The sequence below is a fragment of the Mycobacterium sp. SMC-15 genome, assembly GCF_045310925.1.
Taxonomy (GTDB): domain Bacteria; phylum Actinomycetota; class Actinomycetes; order Mycobacteriales; family Mycobacteriaceae; genus Mycobacterium.
Genome location: NZ_JBJIAJ010000002.1, coordinates 298,868 through 323,286, shown reverse-complemented (window position 1 = coordinate 323,286; position 24,419 = coordinate 298,868). Strand labels below are relative to the sequence as shown.

The following is a 24,419-nucleotide window of genomic DNA, read 5'->3' as shown; positions in this document are numbered from 1 at the left end:
CATGGAGGCCTGCAACGCACATCGTGTGCGTTATCCTCTCGCTGTGCGTCAGGTCTCCTTCAAACGCGCCCGCAGTGACGCGAACAAGCGTCAGCGGGCTGATGCGTTGATGGAGGCGGCGCGTTCGGTGGCCTCGGAGAACGGTGTCGCGTCGGTGACGCTGACGGCGGTGGCGAGCCGGGCCGGGGTGCACCACTCGGCGGTACGGCGTTACTTCAGCTCGCACAAAGAGGTGCTGCTGCGGCTAGCCGCCGAGAGCTGGGAAGGCTGGTCAGACACCGTTTGCACCGCACTGCGTCAGCCCGAAACGATGTCGCCGGACCGGGTGGCCGCCACCCTGGCCAGCGGATTAGCCGCGGACCCGTTGTTCTGCGACATGCTGGCCAACCTGCACTTGCACCTCGACCATGAAGTAGACGCCGAGCGGGTGATCGAGATCCGACGAAAGATCACCGCGGCGGGGCTGACCATGGCCGACGCTCTCCTGCAGGCGCTCCCCCGACTGGGCAAGCAGGGTGCCTTCGACCTGTTGTTGGCGTCCTATTCGCTGGCGGCGCCGCTGTGGCAGGTCGCGCACCCACCGACGAAGCTGGCCGACGCTTATGCCGCCGAGCGGCAGGTGCCACCGGAGTGGAACCTGGACTTCACCACCGCGTTGACCCGACTGCTCACCGCCACCTGCATCGGGCTGTTGGCGTCCCCCAACTGACTCAGTCGGATTTCTCCCGGCTGGGCTGTACCCGCTTGGGCTCACCCGGCATCTTCGGGTAGTTCGGCGGGTAGGGCATGTCCCCCAGTCCGCGGGCTTCGTCGGCGGCCACCATCTCGAGCAACGGCTCGAGGGATTGTTCGAGGTCGTCGATGGCGTTCCACGGGTCACCGCGCCGCGCGATCAACTCCGGCACCGTGCCGATGGTGTAGTCGTCCGGATCGGCACCGTCGGCCAGTTCGTCCCACGTCAGCGGGGTGGACACGGTGGCGATCGGCGTGGCCCGTACCGAATAGGCCGACGCCATGGTGCGGTCGCGGGCGTTCTGGTTGAAGTCGACGAAGATCCGCGCGCCGCGTTCTTCCTTCCACCACGAGGCGGTGACCGCCTCCGGTGCACGCCGCTCGATCTCGCGGGCCAGCGCGATACCGGCCCGGCGGACCTCGATGAAGTCCCAGTCGGTCTTGATCCGCAGATAAACGTGCAGGCCGCGGCCGCCGGAGGTCTTGACGTGGCCGACGAGCCCGAGCTCGTCGAGCAGCGGGCGCACCACCTCCAGAGCGACCGCACGGGCCTCGGCGAAGCCGGTGCCCGGCTGCGGGTCCAGGTCGACGCGCAGCTCGTCGGGGTGATCGGTGTCGGGGCAGCGCACCGGCCAGGGATGGAAGGTCACGGTGCTCATCTGCACGGCCCACAGGATGTCGGCGGGCCGGGTGACCTTGAGGGCGTCGGCAGTACGCCCGGACGGGAACGTCACCCGGCAGGACTCCACGTTTTCCGGGTGCGAACGTGGCAGCCGCTTCTGGTAGACCTCGTCACCGTCGATGCCGTCGGGGAACCGCTGCAGGTGACTGGGCCGGTCGGCCAGGGCGTGCAGCAGCGGTCCGCCCGCCACCGCGAGGTAGTAGTCGGCCAGTGCCCGCTTGGTGCCGCCGGCACCCAGCCGAGGGAAGTACACCTTGTCGCCGCTGGTGAAACGGACCGCGGTGCCATGGACGTCCAATTCCTCGGGGCCGCGCATCAGGTCTCCAGTACGTCGGCGAGGTCGTAGTTCAGCGGCACCTCGAGCTGGTCGAAGGTGCAGCTGGCCGGGTCTCGGTCGGGACGCCACCGCAGCAGCTTGACGGTGTGCCGGAAGCGATCCCCTTCCATCTGGTCGTAGGCGACCTCGGCGACGCGCTCGGGCTGGATCGGGACCCACTGCTTGTCGGCCGCCGAGTTCCACCGGCTGGCCTCGCCGTCGCGGACGTCACCGATGCGCAGCGGTTCCAGCTCGGTCAGGAGCTTGAGCCGATCGGCGTCGGTGAACGCCGACGAACCGCCGACCATCGCCAGCTCGCCGTCGGGGCGGTACAGGCCCAGCAGTAGCGAGCCGATGCCGACGCCGCTTTTATGGATGCGATAACCCATCACCACGCAGTCGGCATCGCGGTGGTGTTTGACCTTGACCATCTCGCGCTTGCCGGGCAGATACGGTCCGTCGGTGCGCTTGGCGACCACCCCGTCCAGCCCGGCCCCCTCGAACGTGGTGAGCCAGCGGGTGGCCAGTTCGGGGTCGGCGGTGGCGCGGGTGACGTGGCAGCTTCGGCCACCGGTGATCAACTCACCCAGTGCCTGCCGGCGCGCCCGGAACGGCTCGTCGAGCAGCGACGCCGACCCGGTGGCCAGCGCGTCGAAGGCGATGAACTGCGCCGGGGTCTGTTCGGCCAGCAACCGCACCCGGCTTTCGGCGGGGTGAATTCGCTGACTGAGCGAGTCCCAGTCCAGCCGGATCCGCCCGCCGATCTGGCGCGGCACCACCACTTCCCCGTCGAGCACACAGCGCGGGGCGGTCTCGGCGCGCAGCCCCTCCAGAAGTTCCGGGAAGTAGCGGCTCAGCGGTTTGCCGTTGCGGGACTGCAGCAGCACGTCGTCGCCGTCGCGAAACACAATGGCACGAAAGCCATCCCATTTGGGTTCGTAGGACCAGCGCCCCGGCTCTTCTCCGTCACTCGGAACCCTGGCGGCCGCCTTGGCGAGCATCGGGGCCACCGGCGGCGCCACGGGCAGATCCATGGAGTCCATCATGGATGCTGCGGCCCCATCTGTCATAGAAGCGCGCCAACGGTCAGCGGCGCAGGAACTCCACGACGTGGCGGGCCAGTTCTTCACCGGCATCCTCCTGCAGGAAGTGCCCGGCGTCGTGAATCACCGGGTGTGCCCGGCCGTGTGCCCCGACCATCTCGCGCTGAAAGATCGGTGCCATGGCTCCGGTGATCGGATCGCCGTCGCTGAACGCGACCAGCATCGGGGTCTGCGAGGCGCACAGCGCAGCCCACGCCGCCCGGTTGGCCGGGGCCGCGGGATCCTCCGGTGTGGTGGGGATCAGCGACGGCATCGTCCGGGGACCGACGCAGTAGCTGTCGTCGGGAAACGGGGCGTCGTAGCCGGTTCGGACGGCTTCGCTCATCGGGCGGCGGCACCCGGACTGCACGAACCATCCGACATCGATCGTCGGTGCGGTCTGGATCGCCTCCCGGAAGCGCCACCAGACCTCCGGCATCGGAATGTCCCCGGTGGGCAGACCGGTGTTGGCCACGACGACGCCACTGAACCGGTCCGGGTTCTCGGCGAGAACCCGCAGCCCGATCAGCCCGCCCCAGTCCTGGCACACCAGCGTGACGTTGCGCAGGTCGAGGACGTCGAACGCCAGCGCACGCATCCACTCGACATGTCGCGCGTAGGTGTGGTCTTCGGAACGGGTCGGCTTGTCGGAACGGCCGAATCCGACCAGGTCCGGACAGATGACCCGATATCCCGCCTCGGCCAGGATCGGCATCATCTTGCGGTACAGATACGACCACGACGGTTCACCGTGCAGCATCAGGATCGGTTCCCCATCTTCGGGACCGTCTTGTACCCACGCCACCCGAAGCGTGCCGCCGTCATCGTCGTCGAGGTCGCAGAACTGCGGCGGGTAGGCGAAATCCGGGAGGCCGGCGAACCTGTCGTCGGGCGTGCGCAGGGTCTGCATGAGGCGACGATACCGTGACGGTATATACCCCCGGGGGTGTCTGATAGAATGGGCTCACCGCAACCAAGGAGGCCTCATGTCCGTGGCGATGAGCACTGCAGTGACCGGCACCGATTTCGACGCAGTCACCGCGAAGACCCGGGAGATTTTGAAGGACAACGGTTTCGGCGTGCTGACCGAAATCGACATGCAGGCAACACTGAAAGCCAAGCTCGGCGAGGAGATGGAGCGCTACCTGATCCTGGGTGCCTGCAATCCGCCGCTGGCGCACCGGGCCGTGACCGCCGAGAAGCGCATCGGGGTGCTGCTGCCGTGCAACGTCGTGGTCCGCGAAGACACCGAGCATCCGGGCACGGTGCTGGTGGAGGCGATGAATCCGCAGCTGATGGCCCAAGTCATCGACAATCCGGCGTTGGCGGCGATCGCCGACGAGGTGAGCGAGAAAATCCGCACCGTCATCGATACGCTGGCAGTTGCCTTGCGCACCCCCTGAAAGGAACCGCCGATGTGCTACCCCGTGCCGTGCCAGGTCTGCGGCAAAATCACCTGGGACGGCTGCGGCGAACACGTCGCAGAGGTGAAGGCCCAGGTGCCACCGGAACAGTGGTGCGGCGGCCACTCGGAGACGCAACGCTCCTAGGGGCGCCCCTGGGTCCACGGATTATGGTGTGGGCATGCCTGAGCAGTTCATTCCAACAACGCCCACCCTGGTGGACTTGCTTCGGCTGCAGGCCGACCGATACAGGGACAAGGTCGCCTTCCGCTTCGCCCCCGACGGCAACAACGTCACGGCCAGCCTGACGTATCAGGAACTCGACGCCAAGGCTCGAGCCGTTGCGGCCGACCTGCAGCGCCAAGGCGCCACCGGGCAACGAGTGCTGGTGATCTGCCGACCGGGCCTGGACAGCATCGTCAGCATTTTCGGCTGCTTTTACGCCGGGGCGATCGCAGTGCCGGTCGACACTCCCCTGGCACGCCTGAAGCTGGTCGCGCCCGATGCACAGGCCACCTTTGCGGTAGCGACCTCGGCCACCCAGAACCAACTTCAGGCGGCGGCCGCGGATGTGCCGGGTATGTCGACGCTTCGGTGGTGCGCCATCGACCAAGCCGTCACCCCCGAAGCGTGGCAGGCGCCCGACATCGACCCGAGCACCACGGCGATGATCCAGTACACCTCGGGTTCGACCAAATCACCCAAGGGCGTTGTGGTGACGCACGGCAACCTCATGCACAACTTGGAATCCATTCGGCGGGCCTACCACGGCAACGAGAACGAGACGAGCGTCTACTTCCTGCCGCAGCAGCACGACATGGGACTGATCGGCGGAGTCCTGGAGATGATCTACGTCGGCTGCACCACCGTATTGATGTCGCCGATCGTCTTCTTCCAGCGGCCGATGGCGTGGCTGGAAGCCATGTCTCGGTTTCGCGCCAACACGACCGCAGCACCCAACAGCGCCTACCGGTTGTGCGTCAAACACAGCACCCCCGAGGAGCGTGCGGCACTGGATCTGTCGCACTGGACCACCGCCGCCAGCAGTTCCGAGCCGATCCACGCATCGACCATTCAGGAGTTCGCCGACGCGTTCGCTCCGGCGGGATTCCGTATCCAGGCGTTTCTACCGTGCTACGGCCTGGCCGAGGCCACCCTGCTGGTCGCCGCGGACCCCACTCCCGACGTCGCCGGCGTCCGCTACCTCGACAGCAGGGCGCTGAGCGAGAACCGCACCGTCGACGTCGACGCCACCACCGACGCCGTCGCGGTGGTCAGCTGCGGCCCACCGGTGTACGGCCAACGGGTAGTGATCGTTGATCCAGACACCCGCCAGCAGCGCGGACCCGACGAGGTCGGGGAGATCTGGGTATCGGGGCCCAGCGTTGCGCAGGGTTACTGGGCACGGCCGAAAGAGGACGCGCACACCTTCGCCGGATTCCTGTCCGACACCGGTGAGGGCCCCTTCCTGCGCTCCGGCGACATGGGATTTCTTTGCCAGGGCGAGGTATTCGTCACCGGGCGTTGGAAGGACCTCATCACCATCGGTGACAGCAACTACTTCCCGAACAACATCGAGCCGACTGTGCAGGAAAGCCATCCGGCGTTGCTGGCTGACCGCGGCGCGATCTTCGCGGTGCAACCGAAACCGAATGACGACAACCGACTAGTGATCGTGCAGGAACTGGACTACCGGCAACAGGTCGCCGAGAGCGAGTACCCCGCAATCATGGAGTCCATCCGCGCGGCGGTCAGCGAGCAGCACGGCCTTGACGCGCAGGACGTGCTGCTGGTGCCGGCGATGCGGGTGCCCACCACCTCGAGCGGCAAGATTCAGCGGGGCGAATGCCGGCGCCAGTTCCTCGCCGGCGAGCTGAATGCGCTGGCGCAGTGGCACGCTCCGGCGGCGCCGGCCGTGCGGTCCCCGCAGGGGGCCGCGGCAACCGGAGCGAGCACGCTGGCGCGGATGATCGTTTCCAGCCTGGCGCAGCGGCGTCAGCAGCAACAAGGAACACCGCCGAACCAGACCGGCGGTTAGGGCTCGATCCCCAGGTAGTGCACCAACCGGTCGAGGACGGGCCGCTGCCCGGCCAGCAGCTTGATTCGCGCCTGGGCCACCGAGAACCAGCCGGCCCGGTCGACCTCGGGAAACTCCCGTAGTTGTCCCGACCGCGGCGGCCACTCCAATTCGAAGGTGTTGCTGCGGGAGTCGGTCACGTCGAGGTCGCCGCGCACGGCGAACACCGTGACCACCTTTCCGCCGGCCTGGCGCACCTCGCCGAGGTCGGCTCGTTCGCCATCCGGCGGCTGAAGGCCGAGTTCCTCGGCGAATTCACGTCGCGCGGTGTGCCATGGGTCCTCACCCTCGGGTTGCTCACCCTTGGGAATCGACCAGGCCCCGTCGTCCTTGCGCGCCCAGAACGGGCCGCCGGGATGCGCGATCAACACCTCAACACCGCCGTCGGCGCCCGACCGGTACAACAGCAACCCGGCGCTGCGCTTGGCCACGCCTCACACCCCCACGGCGTGTTCCAGCTCTTCCAGCGCGGTGTTCAGATGCCCGAGCAGGCGCTGCAGGTGCGGAACCGAACGACGGCAGCCGACCAGCCCGAAATCGAGATTGCCGGCGTTGCTGACGACGGTCATGTTCAGTGCCTGCCCGTCCAGCGCGATCGACATCGGATAGTTGCCGTCCAGGCGGGCGCCGCGCCAGTACAGCGGCTCGGCCGGACCGGGCACGTTGGAGATGACGATGTTGAACGGCGGCTTGGCCGCCGAGACGAAACCGGGAATGGCCGCCAAGGCCAACGGCGCCATGTTGGCCGCCGACAAGGCCAGCGCCTGGGTGCGTGGCAGTTCGCTGAACACCTTCTTGTTGCGGCGCATCGACTCGCTGATGGTCGCCAGTCGCTGCGCCGGGTCCTCGAGGTCGGTGGCCAGGTTGCACAAGATGGTGCCGACCATGTTGCCGCCGGAGTCGGCTTCGGCTTCGGTGCGCAGGCTCACCGGGACCATCGCCACCAGGGGGTGGTCCGGCAGGGCGTGCTGCTCGTCGAGGTAGCCGCGCAGCGCGCCGGCGCACATCGCCAGCACCACGTCGTTGAGGGTGACCCCGGCAGCTCGTTTGACCGCGATCACCCGCTCCACCGGCCAGGACTGCGCCGCACACCGGCGGGCACCGCCGATCTTGACGTTGAGCATGGTGCGCGGCGCTTCGAACGGCAGGGTCAGCTGCTGCTCCAACAGCGCGGCACGCGCCAACTTCACCGTCGACGGCCCCAGGGCGGCAACGCCTTTGACCATCGACGTCAATTCGCTCAGCGGCGACGGGGCGTCGGGGCGCGGCCGCGACGGGGGCCGGACCGACCACGGAGTGCGCAATTCCGACTCGCGCGGGTCGGTCGACAGGGTGTGGCGCATCAGCCGCAGCAGCGAGACGCCGTCGATCAGTGAATGGTGGATCTTGACGTAGACGGCGAACCGGCCGTCGGCCAGGCCCTCCACCACGTGGGCTTCCCACAGCGGGCGGTGCCGATCGAGCAGGCTGCCGTGCAGCAGCGAGGTCAACTCCAACAGATCACGCACCCGGCCCGGCACCGGCAGCGCCGAGCGCCGCACGTGGTACTCGAGATCGACGTCGTCGTCGAAGGCCCAGCGCGCGCTCGGTATGCCACCGAACAGCGACGCCGGACGCTTCCGGAAGGCGGGCTGCAGGTCACGGGCGCCCAACAGGCTCCGGTAGATCTCGCCGACGAATTCCGGTCCGGACCCCTCCGGCGGCTCCAACAGCATCAGCCCGCCGACGTGCATGGGGTGCTCGCGTGTTTCGGTCAGCAGAAAGACCGAGTCGAGCGGTGACATCAACTGCATCGATCCATTCAACCCCGGAGGGGCCCCTGGCCGCTTGCTAGTCTTGCCCCGTGCGTCGCCGGGCCATTGTCTGTGTCGCCTCGGCCGGGTGCTTGCTCACGGCCGGCATTGTTGCGCCCGCCGCCCCGGCAGATCCCGCAACTCCCGCCGTTGCCGGCAAAACGGTGTTCCTGGACCCCGGGCACAGCGGCGCCAACGACGCCTCGATCGCCCGGCAGGTGCCCAATGGGCGCGGCGGCACCAAGCCCTGTCAGACCAGCGGGACCGCCGCCGACGACGGCTACCCCGAGCACAGCCTGAACTGGGACGTGACCAACCGGATCCGGACCGAACTCGAGCGGCTGGGCGTGCACACCGAACTCTCGCGCGCCGACGACACCTCGGTAGGCCCGTGCATCGACGCGCGAGCCGCCGCGGCCAACGCCGCGCACCCGGACGCGATCGTGTCCATCCACGCCGACGGCGGACCGGCCTCCGGCCGCGGTTTCCACGTCAACTACTCCAGCCCGGCGCTCAACGACGCCCAGTCCGGCCCGGCCGTGGCGCTGGCCGGTGACATCCGGGATTCCCTGTCCGCCGCGGGGATCCCCCAATCCAGCTACTTGGGCGCCGACGGCCTCTACGGGAGAGCGGATCTGGCCGGACTGAATCTGGCCGAGTATCCGGCGGTGCTGGTCGAGCTGGGCAACATGCGTAACGCCCAGGACGCGGCGCTGTTGGAGAGCGCCGACGGCCGAGCGCAGTACGCCTCGGCGGTCACCAGCGGGATCGTGGCCTACCTGAGCAGGTGACGATGGCTCAACGCGGATTCGGCCGTACCGCCATAACACTTTTCGGGGTGGCCGCCCTGACCCTGACGCTGGCGGGCTGCTCGCAGGACAGCACCCCGACGGTGGTCGCCGGGCATGCGATATCGATGCTGTACGACCCCGGGCGGGTCGGCGGACTGCCCACCGCGGAGGGGCCCAGCGGCCCGCGCGGCGACGTTCCGCCGGTGACCGCCCGGGTCCAGGGCAGCGACGGCGGCGACATCGACCGGTTGTCACTGCTGGCGATCGACGACATCGAGGACTTCTGGACGCAGCACTACACCGAGTCGCTGCGCGGACGATTCCAGCCGGTCTCCACACTGATGTCGTATGACTCCACCGACCCAGACGGCCCGTCGGTGTGCGGCGGCGAGGTCTACCACCTGCCGAACGCGATGTATTGCCGCCGGATGGACACGATGGCCTGGGACCGGGCCAAGTTCCTGCCCACGGCCCGAAAGTACTTCGGCGACATGGCGATCAACGGGACACTGGCGCACGAATACGGGCATGCCCTGCAGAACATGGCCGGGATCGTCAACCCGCTGACCCGCACGCTGGTCCGCGAACAGCAGGCCGACTGCTTTGCCGGGGTGTATCTGCAGTGGGTGGCCGCGGGCAGTTCGTCGCGGGTGCAGTTGAGCACCGGCGACGGCCTCAACCATGTGCTGGCCGGGCTGATCGTGATCCGCGACCCGGTGTCGACGCCGGACAATCCGGTGTCGATCTCCGATGAGCACGGCACCGCCCTGGACCGGGTCGGCGCGTTCCAGACCGGCTTCGACGGCGGCGCGGCGATGTGCGCCGGGATCGACATGGACGAGATCCGCAAGCGCCGTGGCGATCTGCCGAATTCCCTGTTCGATTCGGAGAACCCGCAAAGCGACCTCACGATCGACGCGTCCGTGCTGTCCACCCTGATGGAGCAGCTGGGCCAGATCTTCGGCCTGTCCCGCCCGCCGGAGCTGTCCACGTCGGGCAAATGCCCCAGTGGCCACCAACCCGATCCGGTGGCCTACTGCCCGGAGTCCAACCTCATCGTCGTCGATCTGGCCGGACTGCAGGAGATGAGTGCGCCGACCGATCAATCGACCCTGGGTATGCCGCAGGGCGACAACACCGGGCTGTCGGCCGTCACGTCGCGGTACGCCCTTGCGGTGCAACGCGAACGCGAAGTCGGATTGGAATCGGCGGCGGCGGCGTTGCGAACCGCGTGCCTGACCGGGGTGGCCCAGCGCCGGATGGCCGAGCCCATGACGTTGTCGTCCGGCCCGGGCTTGACGCTGGCCGGCGGTGATCTGGACGAGGCGGTCACCGGTCTGCTGATGAACGGCATTGTCGCCAGCGACGCCAACGACGACACCGTGCCGGCGGGTTTCACCCGGATCCTGGCGTTCCGCTCCGGGCTGCACGGCGACATCGACGGATGCTTCGAGCGGTTCCCGTGATGGGCACGATGTCATGAACCGTCCAGAGGATCCGCGCGAACCGCCGGAGCGGCGGACCACGCCGCTCCCCCGGCCGCCACAACAGCCGCGTGGGCCGCGCGGGCCGCAGGGGCCGCCACCGCAGCGCCCACGGCCGCCCTCGGGACGGCCTGAGCAGCCTTGGTATCTGGAGGTCCGCCGGCCCCCGGCGCCCCCACCGCGTCGGGTGCCCCCGCAGACGCATCGGCCGCCGCCGTCGGGCCCGCGGCCTCCGGTACCGCAGGACCGTCGCCAGCCGCGGACCAACCCCGCGGCCGCTCCTGGCAAGCCGGCGGATCCGAAGCCGCTGTCGAATCGTGTTCTGCTGATCGCCTCGGGCATCACCGGCCTGCTCGCGCTGGCCATGCTCCTGACTCTGGTGCTGCGGGGCGTAGTCGGCGGCTCCGGGCCGGTCGAACTCGATGTGCGCATGGCCCAAGACGGCGTCCTGCAGGTCCTCACCGATCCGATCAACGGTTATGGACGCGACAACGTGACCGATGTCCGCTGCAACAACGGGGTCAATCCGACCGTGCGCAAGGGCGGCAGTTTCAGCTGTGTGGTCACTGTCGACGGCGCCCAGCGCCGGGTGCTTGCGGAATTCACCGACGACGCCGGCACGTACGCGGTCGACCGGCCTCGGTGATGTTTTAGCTGGTAAAACGCCACAAAGGTGCGGCGAAGACGTTGTTGGGCAACGTCTGTGGGCTGACTAGGAGTTGGCTGGCGAGCAAGGTCCGAGCGGGCCGCCGCGAAATAGGGTCACACGCGCCGTTGCAACCAACCACTTCGCCCTGCGGTCCCTGAGGAGTTCGATGACCTACGTCAAGCCGCCCGAGTTGATCAATGTGATGATCGACGCCGGCCAGTCCAAGATCTTCATGTCCACCCGCGACACCCTGATCCGCGCATTCATGGCCGGTGCGACGCTGGCGTTGGGTGCCGCGTTCGCGGTGGCTATGACGGTGCAAACCGGTCACGCGATCATCGGGGCAATGCTGTTTCCGGCCGGCTTTTGCATCCTCTACCTGCTCGGATACGACCTGCTGACCGGAGTGTTCGTGTTGGCGCCGCTGGCCTGGCTGGACAAGCGCCCCGGTGTCACCATCGGCGGGGTACTGCGGAACTGGGGACTGGTTTTCCTGGGCAACTTCGCCGGTGCCTTCACCGTCGCGGTGCTGATGGCGATCGTGTTCACCTACGGCTTCTCCAGCCCGCCCAACGAGATCGGTGAGGCGATCGGACACATCGGCGAGGCTCGCACGCTCGGCTATGCCGCACACGGCTTTCCGGGCATGCTGACCTTGTTCGTGCGCGGCATGCTGTGCAACTGGATGGTGTCCACCGGGGTAGTCGGGGCCATGCTGGCCACCGACGTCACCGGAAAGGTGATCGCCATGTGGCTGCCGGTGATGCTGTTCTTCGCAATGGGATTCGAGCACTCGGTGGTCAACATGTACCTGTTCCCCTCCGGCCTGATGCTCGGCGGGAACTTCACCATCGGCGACTACATCGAGTGGAACGAGATTCCCACCGTGCTGGGCAACCTGGTGGGCGGATTGGCGTTCACCGGACTGGCGATGTACGCGACTCATTCGCGGACCGCGCCCAAACGCGGTACTTCGGCGCTGCAGAAGGAAGTGATCGCGGGAGTCTGACGGCCGCATCCGGTAGAGCCTGACGTCCAGTGTGCGGTTTCGTACGCCGACCCTGTCGGATCGGGTACGAAACCGCACACTCGGCACGTGTTTCGCTTGGCGGTGGCGGAGGGATTTGAACCCTCGGTGGGGGGTTACCCCACACACGCTTTCGAGGCGTGCTCCTTAGGCCGCTCGGACACGCCACCGCGGGACAGCGTACCTAACAAGGTGCCCGTCAGCCCAATCGCTGCCGGGCGAAGAACGCTTCCAGTGGTGCAGCGCACTCGGCGGCCAGCACTCCGCCACGCACTTCGGGCCGGTGATTGAGCCGGCGATCCCGGACTACGTCCCACAGCGAGCCCACCGCCCCGGTCTTGGGCTCGAAGGCCCCGAACACCAGCCGGGCCACCCGCGCGGCCACCAGCGCGCCCGCGCACATGGTGCAGGGTTCCAGGGTGACGGCCAGCGTCGCGCCGGTCAGCCGCCAGCCGTCGCCCAGGACGGCGGCAGCGGCGCGGATGGCCAGCAGTTCGGCGTGCGCGGTGGGGTCGCCGAGAGCTTCGCGCGCATTGGCCGCCTGGGCCAGTACGGTGCCGTCGGGACCGACCACCACCGCACCCACCGGCACGTCGCGCGGCCCGGCCTGGCCGGCGGCCAGCAGGGCCGCGCGGATCAGGTCCTCGTCGGTGGGCGGGCCGCTCACCGAGCGCGTCGCGGCAGGGCCGCGGTGAGCTGCTCGTCGAATCCCATCTCGTTGGCGATGCGGTGCAGCTGCTCTTCGACGGCCAGGTCGGACTCGTCGAGGATGACGCCGAGCACCGCGGCGGGCAGGCCGATATCGGACAGCACCCCCAGGTCGCCCTCTTCGAACGGGTCGGCATCCTCCAGGTCGTCGGCGTCGATATCGGCGTCGATCTCTTCGAGCACCTCGTCGGCCAGGTCGTAGTCCAGCGCTGCCGTGGCATCCGAGAGCAGCAAGCGGGTGCCGGCCGGGCCGGGGCGGATGATCACAAAGAACTCGTGGTCGACATTGATCAGACCGAAAACAGCTCCGGCACTGCGCAGTTCACGTAGCTCTGTCTCTGCTGTGGACAGACTGGTAAGGGCTGCGGCACGCATGGACGTGCAACGCCACTTGCCGTCTTCACGCACAACAGCCACTCCGAAACCGTCCAGCGTCTCCGCGGGCCGGCCCGGTGCGGACGAGCTCTGTGCTCCCATGGGCGCCTACGGTAGTCGCCGCTTACGCCCTTGACCAGCGTGTGCCAACCTGGACAGGTGGCGGTAAGCACAGTGAAGACTCCGGTGTGCGTCTTGGGGCTCGGTCTGATCGGCGGTTCGGTGCTGCGTGCGGCCGCGGCGGCGGGCCGGACGGCGTTCGGGTACAACAGGTCGGCCGACGGGGTGAACGCCGCGGTCGCCGACGGCTTCGATGCCACCACCGAGCTGGAAACGGCCCTGAAGCGCGCCGCACAGACCGGTGCGCTGATCGTGATCGCCGTCCCGGTGCCGGCGCTGCCGATGCTGCTCGAACCCATCAGTCGGCTCGCACGCGACTGCCCGCTGACCGACGTCACCAGCGTCAAGAGCCCGGTGCTCGACGAGATCACCGCCGCCGGGCTGCAGGCCCGCTTCGTCGGCGGGCACCCGATGGCCGGGACCGCCCATTCCGGTTGGCCCGCCGGACACGCCGATCTGTTCCAGGGCGCACCGTGGGTGATCAGCGTCGACGACCACGTGGACCCGGCGGTGTTCGCGCAGGTGCTGGATCTGATTCTGGACTGCGGATCACTGGCGGTACCGGCCCGCTCCGAGGAGCACGATGCGGCCGCGGCCGCCATCTCTCATCTGCCGCATCTGATGGCCGAGGCGCTGGCCGTGACGGCGGCCGACGTACCGCTGGCGTTCGCGCTGGCCGCCGGATCCTTCCGCGACGGCACCCGGGTCGCCGGGACGGCACCGGACCTGGTCCGGGCCATGTGCGAGGCCAACTGGCAACGGCTGCTGCCGGCGTTGGATCGCGCGATCGCGCTGCTGGCCGATGCGCGCGATTCGCTGTCGGCGTCGGACTCGGTGGCCGAACTGGTCAATCATGGGCACGCCGCGCGCACGCGCTACGACAATTTCCCGCGCAGCGAGATCGTCACCGTCGTCGTCGGCGCCAACGACTGGCGCCGGGAACTGGCCGCCGCGGGCCGGGCCGGCGGGGTGATCAGATCCGCGTTGCCAACCCGGGATAGTCGATGACGAAGCCGTCGTCATCGACGGTGATGGTGGTGCCGCGGGCATCGGTTCCCGGGGTGATCACCTTGATGCAGGGCCGCGTCCCGACACTGCTGTAGCTGGCGGTCGCCGCCACCACCGACATGTCCGGCAGGTTCAGGTAGAGCGTGGGCAGGGTGATCGCCGCCTCCCGCTCGTGCAGCCGGGCCCGCCGGATCGGCAGCGTGTTGAAGAACGGGCTGAACAGCATGTCGATGTCCAGCGCACCGTCATAGCCGGCGCGGGACTGCCCCCGGGCATCGGTGACCAGCCACATGTTCTCTTCGTCACGGGCGATCACCAGCTGACGTTCCCGTTCGGCGAGCGTGACGGTCAGGCCCAACCGTTTGGTGGCGCCGGACTCGTCGGTGTGCAGGTCGTAGTAGACGCCGAACGCCGGATGCTCCGCGGTGGCCCCGGCCACGATGCGGCCGTTGGCCCTGATCCGATTTCCGGACAGCTGCACACGCACCGACTCCATCCGGGGGACGTCGGGCGCCCGCCAGGTCAGAATCGCCGGCCACGGACCGGACGGGGCTGCGCTCACCAATCCACCGTAAGCGACCGGCCAACGATCCGCAGTCAGGCCCCCCGGCGCGCAAACTGACGAGAACCGGTTCATTTCTGGGCCCCAGGCGGCAAGATATCCCCATGAGCAGCGACCCGCGCGTGCCCGTCGACCCACCTCAAGGTGAACCCAGCCCCCCGCCGCCGCCTCCGGCGGCGATGCCATTTACCCGCGCCGGCGCGCTGTGGAGCGCGCTGATCGCCGGTTTTCTGGTCCTGATCGTGTTGCTGGTGTTCGTCACCCAGAACACCGGCCCGGTCGACCTGGCGTTCTTGACCTGGACGTGGAGCCTGCCCAAGGGGGTGGCGATCCTGCTGGCGGCGATCTGCGGCGGGCTGCTGACCGCCCTGGTCGGGACCGCGCGAATCTTCCAACTGCGTCGCGCCGCCAAGAAGTCCCTCGCGGCGCACCGGTAGCCGGCCGGATCAGCCCGCGGCTTCGCCGCTTCCCTCGCCACCGGAGAACCGGGCCTGATTGCGCGGCAGCAGGTCCCAGACATGCTCGGTGCCGTTCGTCGATGCCACCGCGGCCTGCCCGGACCGCGAGTACAGCAGGCGGGTGACCGACACATAGTCGATGGGAAACGACAACAGGCGCTGCGTGCCCAGGACCTGGTGCAGGATCACGTTGATCACGCCGCCGTGGCTGAACACCGCGACCGTGTCGTCGGGTTCGGCGCCGGCCACCACGTCGGCGACGGCGTCAGCGACTCGGGCACAGAACGCGGCCTCGTCGACGTCGGCGGGCAGATGCCCCTGCGCCATCCGGGCCCAATCCTGCGGTCGCTCGGTGGCCAGCTGTTCGACGGGCAGGTAGCCGGCCAGGTCGCGGTCGTATTCGGCGAACCGCTCATCGATGTCGACGCCGTAACCCAGCTGCGCGGCCAGCGGCTCAGCGGTCTGGATCGCCCGGCGCTGCGGGCTGCTGACCAGCCGGGTGATCGGGAATCGAGTCAACGCATCCGGCAGGCGCTGCGCCTGGGCGAAGCCGGTCTCGGACAGCTCGGGATCGGAGCCCTGGCCGTACTCGCTGCGTAGCGGGAGGGCATGGCGGATCAGCAGCAACTGCACGCATGTCACCCTAAGGGGCCGGTTCGGCCCCGCCTCACGGGGTGACGATGTTGAAGTTCGGGTCGGCCTTGTCGAGTACGCCCAGCAGGTTCGCCCAGGCGGCCTGGTCGCCGGTGACCTCCAGTCCCCCGTCGCCCAGCAGCGCTGCCAGCAGCGCCAGCTTGGTGGCCGCCGTGACCGTGACGTCCGCGCTGGCCGGATCCGCCGGCATCTTGCGATGGACCAGTACCCCGTTGCGCAGAGTGAGGCGATAGTTGACCCCGGTGTCGGCGAACGTGACGTCCAGGGCCAGCGCCAGATCCCAGGCTCGCGGCCCGTTGATCCGGATCGCCAGGCTCTCGAAGAGTTGCTCGGGGCTCAGTTGCGAGATCAGCGCCACCGAGGTGACCTGGCCGACGGTGCCGAAGTTGCCGGTACGCAATTCGGTGGCACCGGAGAGGAAGAAATTGCGCCAGGTCGCGTTCTCGGAGCCGTAGGCCAGCTGCTCCAGTGTGTCGGCGTAAAGTCTGCGCGCCCCGGTGTGCTCGGCGTCGGTGAACATCGCGTGGTCGAGCAGGGTTGCCGCCCAACGGAAATCACCGTCTTTGAAAGCCGCGTCGGCGAGTTCGACAACGCGGTCCACGCCGCCCAGCGCTGCCGTGTAGCGGGGTCCCAGCGCCTCCGGGGGGTGTGGCCACAACCGGGCCGGGTTGCCGTCGAACCAGCCCAGATACCGTTGGTAGACGGCTTTGACGTTGTGGCTCACCGATCCGTAGTAGCCGCGGGCGTGCCAGGCGTTTTCCAGGGCCGGTGGTAGCTGGAACTGTTCGGCGATCTCGATCCCGGTGTAGCCGCAGTTGAGCAGCCGCAACGTCTGGTCATGCAGGTAGGCGTACAGATCACGCTGCAGCCCGAGGTATTCGGCGATCCGTTCGGTGCCCCACGTCGGCCAGTGGTGCGAGGCGAACACGACGTCGGCCCGCCCGGCGAAGGTGTCGATGGCCTCGGTGAGGTAGCCGGCCCAGGCCCGCGGGTCGCGCACCAGCGCGCCCCGCAAGGTCAGCAGGTTGTGCTGGTTGTGGGTGGCGTTCTCGGCCATGCACAGCGCCCGGAATTGCGGGAAGTAGAAGTGCATTTCGGCCGGCGCCTCGGTGCCCGGCGCCATCTGGAACTCGATCTGTACGCCGTCGATGACGTGAGTCTCACCGGTCTGGGAGATGGTGACGGTGGGGACGATGACGGACACTTCCCCGGTCGAGGTGTTCTGCCCCAGGCCGCAGCCGACCTGCCCGCGGGGGCCGCGCGCCAGCACGGTGCCGTACATGTAGCCGGCCCGGCGCAGCATCGCGGTGCCGGCGTAGACGTTCTCGGCCACCACATGCTCGATGAAGCCCTCCGGGGCGAGCACGGCCACCCGGCCGGCGTCGACGTCGGCCTGCGAGGTCACACCCAGCACACCGCCGAAATGGTCGGCGTGACTGTGCGTGTAGATGACCGCGATGACGGGGCGGTCCTGGCCGCGATGCTCTCGGTAGAGCTGCAGCGCCGCGGCGGCGACCTCGGTGGAGATCAGCGGATCAATGACGATGATTCCGGAGTCGCCCTCGACGAAGGTGATGTTGGAGATGTCGAAGCCGCGCACCTGGTAGATGCCCTCGACGACTTCGTAGAGCCCCTGTTTGGCGGCCAGCTGGCACTGGCGCCACAGCGACGGATGCACCGAGGTGGGCGGATCACCGGCGAGGAAGTCATAGCTGTCGTTGTCCCACACCACCCGGCCATCGGCGGAGGTGATGACACACGGTGTCAATGCGGCGATGAAGCCGCGGTCGGCGTCGGCGAAATCTGTTGTGTCGCCGAAGGGCAGCGTGCTGCGGTGCTCGGCGTGGGCGGCCTCGATCGTTGCACTCACCGGCTGGTTCTCCATGGCGCCCAGCTTGCCACCAACGCCGTGTCGCGGCGTGGGTTGACGCCTCAACGGCGCCGGCGCAACGAAGTCAGTGCGTGACGCAGCCGCGTCGGCCACGACGGGCGGGCGACCCGGTCGCGGGTCTCGCGCGCCTCGTGGGCGTAATCGCGGATCGATTCGTCGCCTTCTTCAGCACGCATGGGATCACTTCTCCGGTGAGTCGTCGGGCGGGGCCGGCGGGTCGTCGGGAACCAGCCGTTCGGGCACCTCGGCGGGCGCCAGTCGTTCCGGCGGTTCCGCGGGCACCAGTCGTTCCGGCGGCTCGTCGGGAGTACGCCGGTGCGGCGGCTCTTCCGGCCGGCCCGGTTCGGGTGGCAGTTCGGGATTCATCTGGGTCGCCTACCCCACGGGCGGCGGGTGCAAACCCGGGGCGAGCGTGCGCAGTTGTCCGTCAAACCCGGCGTGTTGCCGTGCAAACACGCACGCTCGCGGAAAAAGAGGGCTACCGGGGCAGGCGGACGGTGAACGCGGTGCGGCCGGGTTCGCTGGCGACGCCGATGCTGCCCCGATGCGCGCGGACCACCGCCGAGGCGATCGCCAGCCCGAGGCCGGTGCTGCCGCCCTTGCGGGACCGGGAGGTGTCCCCGCGGGCGAACCGCTGGAAGATCTCCGGCAGGAACGCCGCCGGGATGCCCGGCCCGTCATCGGTGACGCTGAGCACCGCGTCGTCGCCATCGACGGCCAGCCGTAGCGTCACCACGGTTCCCGGGCCGGTGTGCACACGGGCGTTGGTGAGCAGGTTGGCCACCACCTGGTGCAACCGGGCGGCATCACCGGGCACCGTCACCGGCTCATCGGGCAGATCGAGTTGCCACTGGTGGTCCGGGGCTCCGACATGGGCGTCGCTGACGGCGTCGACCGCCATCCGGGACAGGTCCACCGGCTCGTGCTCCAGCGGACGACCGGAATCCAGGCGGGCCAGCAGCAGCAGGTCTTCGACCAGTTGGGTCATCCGTTCGGTTTCGGACTGCACCCGGCTCAGCGCGTGCGCCAGGCCTTGCGAGTCCGCGTTGTCGGATACCGGGATCCGTTGCGCCAGTTCGGTGTAACCACGGATTGCGGTCAGCGGCGTGCGCAGCTCATGGCTGGCGTCGGCGACGAACTGGCGCACCCGGGTCTCACTGTCTTGGCGGGTCGACAGCGCGGCAGCGATGTGCTCGAGCATCCGGTTGACCGCGGCGCCCAGTTGGCCGACCTCGGTGCGGGGGTTGGCGTCGGACTCGGCGACCCGCACCGGCAGCGTCGCCTCACCGCGATCCAACGGCAGGCCGGCCACTTCGCCGGCGGTCTGCGCGACGCGGCGCAGCGGGGCCAACGCTCGCCGGATGACCGCACTGCCGGCGGTGGCCACCGCGGCCACCGCAACCAGCGTGACCAGCCCGAAGATCAGCAGCACCCGGACCATGGTGGCGTCCACCGCGGCCAGCGGCAGTCCGGTGACGATCACGTCGTCACTGCGCCGGGCGGTGGTCGCGACCACCCGGTAGCGGCCCACGCCGTCGAGGCGCCGGGTCACCGGCGGCGACCCCGCCGACACGTCGGTCAAACGTGTTGTGGCGGAAGGACTCAGCTCCTCCCGCTGACCCGAGGTGCTCAGGTACCCCGCCTCGATGTCCTGGCCGTCCGCGGCAGCGCCCCCGCTCTCCACCACCGCACCGACCATGCCGGCCGGCTGACCGGGGGCGTCCAGGAAGTCCGGGCCGGGCCCCGGCCGCGGCCGGTGGTGCCGATGCCCGGGCGGCGGCGGTGGCTGGCCGTGCAGCCGCGCCGAGCGATGCGAGGCGTCGGAGAGCTGGTGGTCGAGTTGGCTGACCAGGTACTGATACAGCGCAAGCTCCGTCACCGCGCCGATACCCAGGCAGGCCACGGTCAGCAGCACGATCTGACCGGCCAGCAGGCGCGCCCGCAGCGACCAGTTGCGCCAGGTGCCGCCTTGCGGCGATCTACCCAGCCGGCTTGAGCACATAGCCCGCACCGCGCAGCGTGTGGATCATCGGCTCTCGGCCGTTGTCGATCTTCTTCCGCAGGTAGGAGATGTAAAGCTCGACGATGTTGGCCCGGCCACCGAAGTCGTAGTCCCACACCCGGTCCAGGATCTGCGCCTTGGACAGCACCCGCTTGGCGTTGTGCATCAGGTAGCGCAGCAGCTCGAATTCGGTGGACGTCAACGTGATCGGGTCACCGCCGCGGGTCACTTCGTGGGAGTCCTCGTCGAGTACCAGGTCGCCGACCACGATCTGGGCGCCGGCCTCGGCGGTGCTCACCCCGGTACGGCGCAACAGCGCGCGTAGCCGCAACACCACTTCCTCGATGCTGAACGGCTTGGTGACGTAGTCATCGCCGCCGGCGGCCAACCCCGCGATGCGGTCCTCCAGGCCGTCCTTGGCGGTCAAGAACAGCACAGGCAGCCGCGGGTTGATATCCCGCAGCTTTCCCAGCACGTCGAGTCCGCTCATGTCGGGCAGCATCACGTCGAGCACCACGACGTCGGGACGTTCCGCCTTGGCGGCCGCGATCGCCGAAGCGCCATCACCTGCGGTCGCGGTGGTCCAGCCCTCGTAGCGCAGCGCCATCGACACCATTTCGGCCAGCACCGCCTCGTCGTCAACCACCAGCACGGTGATGGGCTTGCCGTCGGCGCGCGACATCACGACACGTTCGACCGATCCCCGTGGCGTAGACATCACGTTCCAGTATGTCGGGCGCGCCGATATCTTCATCGCATGGCACGCTCACCGCAGGAAATCTTCGACCACCACCTCCAGGCTCTGCTCGCTCGCGACGTCGACGAGCTGCTCGTCGACTACACCGACGAATCCGAGCTGATCACCGCCGCCGGCGTGGCGCGGGGCAGCAGCGGCATCCGGGCCGCGTTCAGCCAGCTGTCCGCCGCACTGGCCGACGCGAACTTCGAGATCAAGTCGCAGACCTACAGCGGCACGGTGCTGCTGCTGGAATGGACCCTGGACGCACCGGGTTTCGGCGTCGACGGGGTAGACACGTTCCTGTTCGGCGACGACTCGATCCGGGTGCAGACGATCTCCCAGCAGGTCCGGCCCAAGAGCTGACACCGCGGAGACGGGGCCCGCGAAACCGGTGAACCGCTGCGGGCCGACGGGTTAGGTTCGCCCCGTGAACCTCGAAGCGGTCGCGGAATGGATGTCCACCCAGGGCCTGGGCGAGGGCCCGCTGGATAACGTCACGGAGCTGTCCGGCGGCACCCAGAACGTCATGCTGGCGTTCACCCGATCCGGTCGCCGCTATGTGCTGCGGCGCGGCCCGCGGCACCTGCGACCGCGCAGCAATGCGGTGATGCTGCGCGAGACCCGGCTGCTGGCCGCGTTGGCCGGCAGCGACGTGCCCCATCCGGGATTGATCGCCGTCTGCGACGACCCGGCGGTGCTCGGTGATGCGGTGTTCTACCTGATGGAGCCGGTCGACGGGTTCAACGCGAGCGGGGAACTGCCCGCCCTGCACGCCGGCGACCCGACGGTCCGCTACGGGATGGGGCTGTCGATGGCCGATGCGCTGGCGAAACTCGGCGCCATCGACCATGTCGCCGTGGGGCTGGCGGACTATGGAAAGCCCGACGGGTTCCTGGAACGCCAAGTGCCGCGGTGGCTTTCCGAACTGGACTCCTACCGACAGTTCGAGAACTATCCGGGGCCCGACCTGCCGGGCCTCGAGGACGTCGCCGCCTGGCTGCAGCGCAATGTGCCGACATCCTGGCGACCGGGGATCCTGCACGGCGACTACCACGCGGCCAATGTGATGTTCTCCCCCACCGGACCGGAGGTGGTGGCGATTGTGGACTGGGAGATGTCGACCATCGGGGACCCGCTGTTGGATCTGGGCTGGCTGTTGGCCACCTGGCGCCAAGACGACGGATCCAGCGTGTTCAGCCACACCCTGACCGGCATGGACGGACTGGCCTCCCCCGATGACCTGGTGCAGCGCTATGCCGCGGGCAGTTCGCGCGATCTGTCGCACCTCGGGTGGTACACGGTGATGGCAGCTTTCAAGCTGGCCATCGTGATCGAGGGCACGCTGGCCCGCGCGTCGGCGGGCATGGCGCAACAGGAGGTCGGCGACCAGTTGCACGAGGCCGCCGTCTGGCTCTTCGAGCGGGCCCAGACCTGGATGGCGGACGCGAAATGACAGACCTCATCGACGACATCGACAGGATCGTCTCTGCCGACACCCGGCGCCTGGTCGACATCTTCAAAGACCTGCACCGCAATCCCGAGTTGGGGTTCAACGAAGTGCGCACCGCGCGCACGGCCGCGCAGGCGCTGAGCAACCTCGGCTTCACGGTGACCACCGGGATCGGCCGCACCGGCGTGGTGGCGGTGCTGGCCAACGGCCCCGGACCGGTGGTGATGTACCGGGCCGACATGGACGCGCTGGCAGTGCCCGAGGCCACCGGCCTGGACTACGCCAGCAGTTATCCGGCGCTCGGGCACATGTGCGGGCATGACGCACACGTGACGTGGATGTTGGGCCTGGCCAAGGTGCTCGCCGAGACCACCGACACCTGGTCGGGTACGGCGGTGCTGATCGGACAGCCCGCCGAGGAACTGATCGCCGGCGCCCAAGCCATGATCGATGGCGGCCTCTACGACGTCGCACCCCGACCGGACGCCTTCCTGGCGATGCACACCGCGCCGGTACCGGTCGGCATGGTTGCCGCGGTCGGCGGGGAGCGGATGGCCGGCACCGACCAGCTCGACATCGTGTTCCACGGCGTGGGCGGACACGGGTCCATGCCCCAGTTGGCCCGCGACCCGGTACTCATGGCGGCGCAGGCGGTCGTGCAGTTCCAGAGCATTGTCAGTCGCGCCGTCGCGCCCAGCGAGACGGCGGTGCTGACGGTCGGCTCGGTACAGGCCGGCAGTGCCTACAACGTCATTCCGGACCGGGCGCTGCTCAAGGTCAACCTGCGGTGGTTCAACCCCGACGTGCGCGAGACGCTGCTGACCGGCATTCGGTCGATCTGCCTGGGCATCGCCCGCAGCTACGGGATGGGCGAGGACCGGCTGCCGGAGATCTCGCTGGCCGGCGGCGCCACTCCGCTGGTCAACGACACCGCACTCACCGACCGGGTGGCCACCGCGCTCGGCGACCTGCTCGGTGAGGCCAACGTCGTGCGCCAGCTACCGGCGCTGACCGGCTCGGAGGACTGCCACCTGCTCAAAGGGCCGCACCTGGAGGTACCGCTGGCATATCTGCTGGTCGGCGTCGCCGATCCGCAGGTGTACGCGAAGTCCGCGGAAAAGGGTCAATTGTTCCCCTTCACACCGCACTCGCCGGACTATATGGTCGACCTTTCCGCTATCCCGCTCGGAACCAGGATTGCGGCCCGTGCAATGCTTGAATTGCTTACGCCCAGTCGGTTTTAGCAGTGTTTATGCTCCGCCGAGTTTCCGAAATACTTGTGCGGTCCACGAAGAAGAGCTAAGGTGTATTGCTGTGGACGATCGTCACAAAGATCCAACCGTCGTGTTGCCCTATCTCGTAGGCAGGCCGCTTGGAGCGACCGAGGTCTACGAGGCATTCGGCTACCGCAAGTCCGCCTACTACAAGGCGGCACATGAGGGCCGGCTGATCAGCGCGGACAATCTGATCCGAGTTGCCAGGTACTTCGGGCTGAACCCCGTCGACCTGCAGGTACGGTTCGGATTGATCGAGCACGACGCCGTCGCCGAGTACCTGGAGTCCTCATCGCGGCCGCTGCGCCTGGGTGATCTGAAGGCGGATCTGGACAAACCCCCCGTCTAAGAGGACCGCCAGGAAGTACCGTCGACGCATGACGTCGGCGTTAATTGGTGCCACCGTGTTGGTGGCGCTGTACACCCTGTGGGTGCGCCGCGATACGTGGTGGTCGCGTTGGGAAATCGGCATCACCCTGGCGATCGCCCTGGAGACCGTCGCGCTCGTACTGATGTCGCCCTGGGCAGCCGAAACCCTGGGTCCGGGTTTGCACCACGCCACGCGGATATGGAACATCCAGCAGCTGGCCGGTCACATCTGCTTCGTCGTCGCCATCGCGGCCAACATCTATCACGTGCTGGCCCGGCTGGCCGACTTCGACCAGATCCGACCGTTGTTCCGCCTGCATGTGCAGTTGCCCGTACAAGCCGGCGTGGTGGCGATGACCGCGCTGTTCCTCATCGCCGACGCGGGCTATCGCCCGGACGGTTTCTCATCGCTCGGGGGCGGCGGCGCCTGGGCGAGGGCCTACTGGGCGCTGTTGTCGCTGGTGCTGATCTACCTGTCCGGCTACGCGACGCGAGTGTTGTCCATGCTGCGATCCGATCCCCGCGCCAAAGAGACCGTCGAGCTCTACACCGCCTCCACGGCCTTCGCCGTGGCGGCCATCATGGCGCTTTTGAGCAATGCCTGGTCCAAAGCCGATGTCAGCCCGCTGATTTGGCTGTGCGCATGTATTTCCGTGGCGATCTTCGCCTACGGTTCAGCCCGTTCCTGGCAGGCCAAAGCCGCGTGGTTCGCCAGCAGCGAGCCTCCGGTTGCGCAGCCCAATCCCCCACAAGCCCTGTCGTGAGGGCACTCG

General features: G+C 68.3%; 28 protein-coding genes and 1 tRNA gene. 14 read left to right on the top strand and 15 right to left on the bottom strand.

Features of this window, described 5'->3' with window-relative positions; genetic code table 11:
* Window positions 1-25 precede the first annotated feature (25 nt).
* Window positions 26-709 (top strand): TetR family transcriptional regulator, encoded by a 684-nt coding sequence (locus ACJH71_RS04265; RefSeq protein ID WP_406756794.1) that lies wholly within the window; start codon window positions 26-28, stop codon window positions 707-709.
* A 1-nt stretch (window position 710) separates the two neighbouring features.
* Here the strand turns inward: ACJH71_RS04265 and ACJH71_RS04260 are convergent, their stop codons facing one another.
* The 3 genes from ACJH71_RS04260 to ACJH71_RS04250 are packed head-to-tail and all read right to left on the bottom strand — an operon-like array spanning window position 711 to window position 3,722.
* A complete protein-coding gene (locus tag ACJH71_RS04260) occupies window positions 711-1,730 on the bottom strand; it encodes a DNA polymerase domain-containing protein (RefSeq protein WP_406756793.1) in 1,020 nt (339 codons plus the stop codon).
* Window positions 1,730-2,773 (bottom strand): ATP-dependent DNA ligase, encoded by a 1,044-nt coding sequence (locus tag ACJH71_RS04255; RefSeq protein WP_406756792.1) that lies wholly within the window; start codon window positions 2,771-2,773, stop codon window positions 1,730-1,732. Before ACJH71_RS04255 ends, ACJH71_RS04260 begins: the two co-directional genes overlap by 1 nt.
* 43 nt (window positions 2,774-2,816) lie before the next feature.
* Window positions 2,817-3,722, bottom strand: coding sequence for a haloalkane dehalogenase (locus ACJH71_RS04250; RefSeq protein WP_406756791.1), 906 nt, complete (start codon window positions 3,720-3,722; stop codon window positions 2,817-2,819).
* 76 nt (window positions 3,723-3,798) lie between these two features.
* On the opposite strand from ACJH71_RS04250, the gene ACJH71_RS04245 reads away from it, so the two are divergent.
* On the top strand, window positions 3,799-4,215 hold the full coding sequence (locus ACJH71_RS04245; RefSeq protein WP_406756790.1) for a DUF302 domain-containing protein: 417 nt from the start codon (window positions 3,799-3,801) through the stop codon (window positions 4,213-4,215).
* A gap of 181 nt (window positions 4,216-4,396) precedes the next feature.
* Window positions 4,397-6,253: a fatty acyl-AMP ligase gene (locus ACJH71_RS04240; protein ID WP_406756789.1), complete on the top strand. Its 1,857-nt coding sequence runs from the start codon at window positions 4,397-4,399 to the stop codon at window positions 6,251-6,253.
* Here the strand turns inward: ACJH71_RS04240 and ACJH71_RS04235 are convergent.
* Together ACJH71_RS04235 and ACJH71_RS04230 are read right to left on the bottom strand one after the other, a co-directional pair.
* Window positions 6,250-6,723 (bottom strand): NUDIX domain-containing protein, encoded by a 474-nt coding sequence (locus tag ACJH71_RS04235; protein WP_406756788.1) that lies wholly within the window; start codon window positions 6,721-6,723, stop codon window positions 6,250-6,252. The two genes, ACJH71_RS04240 and ACJH71_RS04235, sit on opposite strands and share 4 nt — an antisense overlap.
* A 3-nt stretch (window positions 6,724-6,726) precedes the next feature.
* On the bottom strand, window positions 6,727-8,085 hold the full coding sequence (locus ACJH71_RS04230; protein ID WP_406756787.1) for a WS/DGAT/MGAT family O-acyltransferase: 1,359 nt from the start codon (window positions 8,083-8,085) through the stop codon (window positions 6,727-6,729).
* A 50-nt stretch (window positions 8,086-8,135) separates the two neighbouring features.
* Between ACJH71_RS04230 and ACJH71_RS04225 the strand changes: the two genes are divergently transcribed.
* The 4 genes from ACJH71_RS04225 to ACJH71_RS04210 all read left to right on the top strand — a co-directional run bounded on the left by ACJH71_RS04225 (window position 8,136) and on the right by ACJH71_RS04210 (window position 12,018).
* Complete coding sequence (locus ACJH71_RS04225) at window positions 8,136-8,876, top strand: Rv3717 family N-acetylmuramoyl-L-alanine amidase (RefSeq protein ID WP_406756786.1); 741 nt, start codon at window positions 8,136-8,138, stop codon at window positions 8,874-8,876.
* A 2-nt stretch (window positions 8,877-8,878) separates the two neighbouring features.
* The gene (locus ACJH71_RS04220) at window positions 8,879-10,342 is read left to right on the top strand and encodes a neutral zinc metallopeptidase (RefSeq protein WP_406756785.1); all 1,464 of its coding nucleotides are present in this window, start codon (window positions 8,879-8,881) and stop codon (window positions 10,340-10,342) included.
* A 13-nt stretch (window positions 10,343-10,355) separates the two neighbouring features.
* Window positions 10,356-11,006, top strand: coding sequence for a DUF4333 domain-containing protein (locus tag ACJH71_RS04215; protein ID WP_406756784.1), 651 nt, complete (start codon window positions 10,356-10,358; stop codon window positions 11,004-11,006).
* Between the two features lie 169 nt (window positions 11,007-11,175).
* Entirely contained in the window at window positions 11,176-12,018 is an 843-nt protein-coding gene (locus tag ACJH71_RS04210) for a formate/nitrite transporter family protein (protein ID WP_406756783.1), read from the top strand.
* Window positions 12,019-12,115: 97 nt separating this feature from the next.
* Here ACJH71_RS04210 and ACJH71_RS04205 read toward each other — a convergent pair.
* From ACJH71_RS04205 to ACJH71_RS04195, 3 genes are all read right to left on the bottom strand, one after another.
* A tRNA-Ser gene (locus tag ACJH71_RS04205) sits at window positions 12,116-12,206 on the bottom strand.
* Window positions 12,207-12,235: 29 nt separating this feature from the next.
* Window positions 12,236-12,703 carry a nucleoside deaminase gene (locus ACJH71_RS04200; protein ID WP_406756782.1) on the bottom strand — a complete coding sequence of 156 codons (468 nt, stop codon included), beginning with the start codon at window positions 12,701-12,703 and terminating at the stop codon, window positions 12,236-12,238.
* Window positions 12,700-13,221, bottom strand: a complete 522-nt coding sequence (locus tag ACJH71_RS04195) for a tRNA adenosine deaminase-associated protein (RefSeq protein WP_406756781.1) — start codon at window positions 13,219-13,221, stop codon at window positions 12,700-12,702. The genes ACJH71_RS04200 and ACJH71_RS04195 overlap by 4 nt, the downstream gene beginning before the upstream one ends.
* Before the next feature lie 84 nt (window positions 13,222-13,305).
* Here ACJH71_RS04195 and ACJH71_RS04190 point away from each other — a divergent pair, with 84 nt between their 5' ends.
* Entirely contained in the window at window positions 13,306-14,247 is a 942-nt protein-coding gene (locus ACJH71_RS04190; RefSeq protein WP_406756917.1) for a prephenate dehydrogenase, read from the top strand.
* Here the strand turns inward: ACJH71_RS04190 and ACJH71_RS04185 are convergent.
* Window positions 14,213-14,809, bottom strand: a complete 597-nt coding sequence (locus tag ACJH71_RS04185; RefSeq protein WP_406756780.1) for a putative glycolipid-binding domain-containing protein — start codon at window positions 14,807-14,809, stop codon at window positions 14,213-14,215. The genes ACJH71_RS04190 and ACJH71_RS04185 overlap by 35 nt on opposite strands.
* A gap of 104 nt (window positions 14,810-14,913) precedes the next feature.
* Here ACJH71_RS04185 and ACJH71_RS04180 point away from each other — a divergent pair, with 104 nt between their 5' ends.
* Entirely contained in the window at window positions 14,914-15,246 is a 333-nt protein-coding gene (locus ACJH71_RS04180; protein WP_406756779.1) for a lipopolysaccharide assembly LapA domain-containing protein, read from the top strand.
* Between the two features lie 9 nt (window positions 15,247-15,255).
* On the opposite strand, the gene ACJH71_RS04175 is transcribed toward ACJH71_RS04180, so the two are convergent.
* The 6 genes from ACJH71_RS04175 to ACJH71_RS04150 all read right to left on the bottom strand — a co-directional run bounded on the left by ACJH71_RS04175 (window position 15,256) and on the right by ACJH71_RS04150 (window position 20,496).
* Complete coding sequence (locus ACJH71_RS04175) at window positions 15,256-15,900, bottom strand: histidine phosphatase family protein (protein WP_406756778.1); 645 nt, start codon at window positions 15,898-15,900, stop codon at window positions 15,256-15,258.
* Window positions 15,901-15,934: 34 nt separating this feature from the next.
* Window positions 15,935-17,806 (bottom strand): alkyl/aryl-sulfatase, encoded by a 1,872-nt coding sequence (locus ACJH71_RS04170; RefSeq protein WP_406756777.1) that lies wholly within the window; start codon window positions 17,804-17,806, stop codon window positions 15,935-15,937.
* A 47-nt stretch (window positions 17,807-17,853) separates the two neighbouring features.
* Window positions 17,854-17,988 (bottom strand): hypothetical protein, encoded by a 135-nt coding sequence (locus tag ACJH71_RS04165; RefSeq protein ID WP_406756776.1) that lies wholly within the window; start codon window positions 17,986-17,988, stop codon window positions 17,854-17,856.
* 4 nt (window positions 17,989-17,992) lie between these two features.
* On the bottom strand, window positions 17,993-18,178 hold the full coding sequence (locus ACJH71_RS04160; RefSeq protein ID WP_406756775.1) for a hypothetical protein: 186 nt from the start codon (window positions 18,176-18,178) through the stop codon (window positions 17,993-17,995).
* A 112-nt stretch (window positions 18,179-18,290) separates the two neighbouring features.
* Window positions 18,291-19,814, bottom strand: coding sequence for a sensor histidine kinase (locus ACJH71_RS04155; protein WP_406756774.1), 1,524 nt, complete (start codon window positions 19,812-19,814; stop codon window positions 18,291-18,293).
* On the bottom strand, window positions 19,792-20,496 hold the full coding sequence (locus tag ACJH71_RS04150; RefSeq protein ID WP_406756916.1) for a response regulator transcription factor: 705 nt from the start codon (window positions 20,494-20,496) through the stop codon (window positions 19,792-19,794). The genes ACJH71_RS04155 and ACJH71_RS04150 overlap by 23 nt, the downstream gene beginning before the upstream one ends.
* 75 nt (window positions 20,497-20,571) lie before the next feature.
* On the opposite strand from ACJH71_RS04150, the gene ACJH71_RS04145 reads away from it, so the two are divergent.
* The 5 genes from ACJH71_RS04145 to ACJH71_RS04125 all read left to right on the top strand — a co-directional run bounded on the left by ACJH71_RS04145 (window position 20,572) and on the right by ACJH71_RS04125 (window position 24,410).
* Window positions 20,572-20,916 carry a nuclear transport factor 2 family protein gene (locus ACJH71_RS04145; RefSeq protein WP_406756773.1) on the top strand — a complete coding sequence of 115 codons (345 nt, stop codon included), beginning with the start codon at window positions 20,572-20,574 and terminating at the stop codon, window positions 20,914-20,916.
* Window positions 20,917-21,007: 91 nt separating this feature from the next.
* Complete coding sequence (locus ACJH71_RS04140) at window positions 21,008-22,006, top strand: phosphotransferase family protein (RefSeq protein ID WP_406756915.1); 999 nt, start codon at window positions 21,008-21,010, stop codon at window positions 22,004-22,006.
* Window positions 22,003-23,247, top strand: a complete 1,245-nt coding sequence (locus ACJH71_RS04135) for an amidohydrolase (RefSeq protein WP_406756772.1) — start codon at window positions 22,003-22,005, stop codon at window positions 23,245-23,247. The genes ACJH71_RS04140 and ACJH71_RS04135 overlap by 4 nt, the downstream gene beginning before the upstream one ends.
* A gap of 70 nt (window positions 23,248-23,317) precedes the next feature.
* A complete protein-coding gene (locus ACJH71_RS04130) occupies window positions 23,318-23,626 on the top strand; it encodes a hypothetical protein (RefSeq protein WP_019737957.1) in 309 nt (102 codons plus the stop codon).
* Window positions 23,627-23,654: 28 nt separating this feature from the next.
* Window positions 23,655-24,410, top strand: coding sequence for a hypothetical protein (locus ACJH71_RS04125; RefSeq protein WP_406756771.1), 756 nt, complete (start codon window positions 23,655-23,657; stop codon window positions 24,408-24,410).
* Window positions 24,411-24,419: the final 9 nt, after the last annotated feature.

What these genes read in the sequence shown, in the direction of transcription:
- ACJH71_RS04260 (WP_406756793.1), bottom strand. Translation starts at nt 1,730, where the DNA reads ATGCGCGGCCCCGAGGAATTGGACGTCCATGGCACCGCGGTCCGTTTC.
- ACJH71_RS04255 (WP_406756792.1), bottom strand. Translation starts at nt 2,773, where the DNA reads ATGGACTCCATGGATCTGCCCGTGGCGCCGCCGGTGGCCCCGATGCTC.
- ACJH71_RS04250 (WP_406756791.1), bottom strand. Translation starts at nt 3,722, where the DNA reads ATGCAGACCCTGCGCACGCCCGACGACAGGTTCGCCGGCCTCCCGGAT.
- ACJH71_RS04245 (WP_406756790.1), top strand. Translation starts at nt 3,799, where the DNA reads ATGTCCGTGGCGATGAGCACTGCAGTGACCGGCACCGATTTCGACGCA.
- ACJH71_RS04240 (WP_406756789.1), top strand. Translation starts at nt 4,397, where the DNA reads ATGCCTGAGCAGTTCATTCCAACAACGCCCACCCTGGTGGACTTGCTT.
- ACJH71_RS04230 (WP_406756787.1), bottom strand. Translation starts at nt 8,085, where the DNA reads ATGCAGTTGATGTCACCGCTCGACTCGGTCTTTCTGCTGACCGAAACA.
- ACJH71_RS04220 (WP_406756785.1), top strand. Translation starts at nt 8,879, where the DNA reads ATGGCTCAACGCGGATTCGGCCGTACCGCCATAACACTTTTCGGGGTG.
- ACJH71_RS04215 (WP_406756784.1), top strand. Translation starts at nt 10,356, where the DNA reads ATGAACCGTCCAGAGGATCCGCGCGAACCGCCGGAGCGGCGGACCACG.
- ACJH71_RS04210 (WP_406756783.1), top strand. Translation starts at nt 11,176, where the DNA reads ATGACCTACGTCAAGCCGCCCGAGTTGATCAATGTGATGATCGACGCC.
- ACJH71_RS04195 (WP_406756781.1), bottom strand. Translation starts at nt 13,221, where the DNA reads ATGGGAGCACAGAGCTCGTCCGCACCGGGCCGGCCCGCGGAGACGCTG.
- ACJH71_RS04180 (WP_406756779.1), top strand. Translation starts at nt 14,914, where the DNA reads ATGAGCAGCGACCCGCGCGTGCCCGTCGACCCACCTCAAGGTGAACCC.
- ACJH71_RS04170 (WP_406756777.1), bottom strand. Translation starts at nt 17,806, where the DNA reads ATGGAGAACCAGCCGGTGAGTGCAACGATCGAGGCCGCCCACGCCGAG.
- ACJH71_RS04165 (WP_406756776.1), bottom strand. Translation starts at nt 17,988, where the DNA reads ATGCGTGCTGAAGAAGGCGACGAATCGATCCGCGATTACGCCCACGAG.
- ACJH71_RS04160 (WP_406756775.1), bottom strand. Translation starts at nt 18,178, where the DNA reads ATGAATCCCGAACTGCCACCCGAACCGGGCCGGCCGGAAGAGCCGCCG.
- ACJH71_RS04155 (WP_406756774.1), bottom strand. Translation starts at nt 19,814, where the DNA reads ATGTGCTCAAGCCGGCTGGGTAGATCGCCGCAAGGCGGCACCTGGCGC.
- ACJH71_RS04150 (WP_406756916.1), bottom strand. Translation starts at nt 20,496, where the DNA reads ATGTCGCGCGCCGACGGCAAGCCCATCACCGTGCTGGTGGTTGACGAC.
- ACJH71_RS04145 (WP_406756773.1), top strand. Translation starts at nt 20,572, where the DNA reads ATGGCACGCTCACCGCAGGAAATCTTCGACCACCACCTCCAGGCTCTG.
- ACJH71_RS04140 (WP_406756915.1), top strand. Translation starts at nt 21,008, where the DNA reads ATGTCCACCCAGGGCCTGGGCGAGGGCCCGCTGGATAACGTCACGGAG.
- ACJH71_RS04135 (WP_406756772.1), top strand. Translation starts at nt 22,003, where the DNA reads ATGACAGACCTCATCGACGACATCGACAGGATCGTCTCTGCCGACACC.
- ACJH71_RS04125 (WP_406756771.1), top strand. Translation starts at nt 23,655, where the DNA reads ATGACGTCGGCGTTAATTGGTGCCACCGTGTTGGTGGCGCTGTACACC.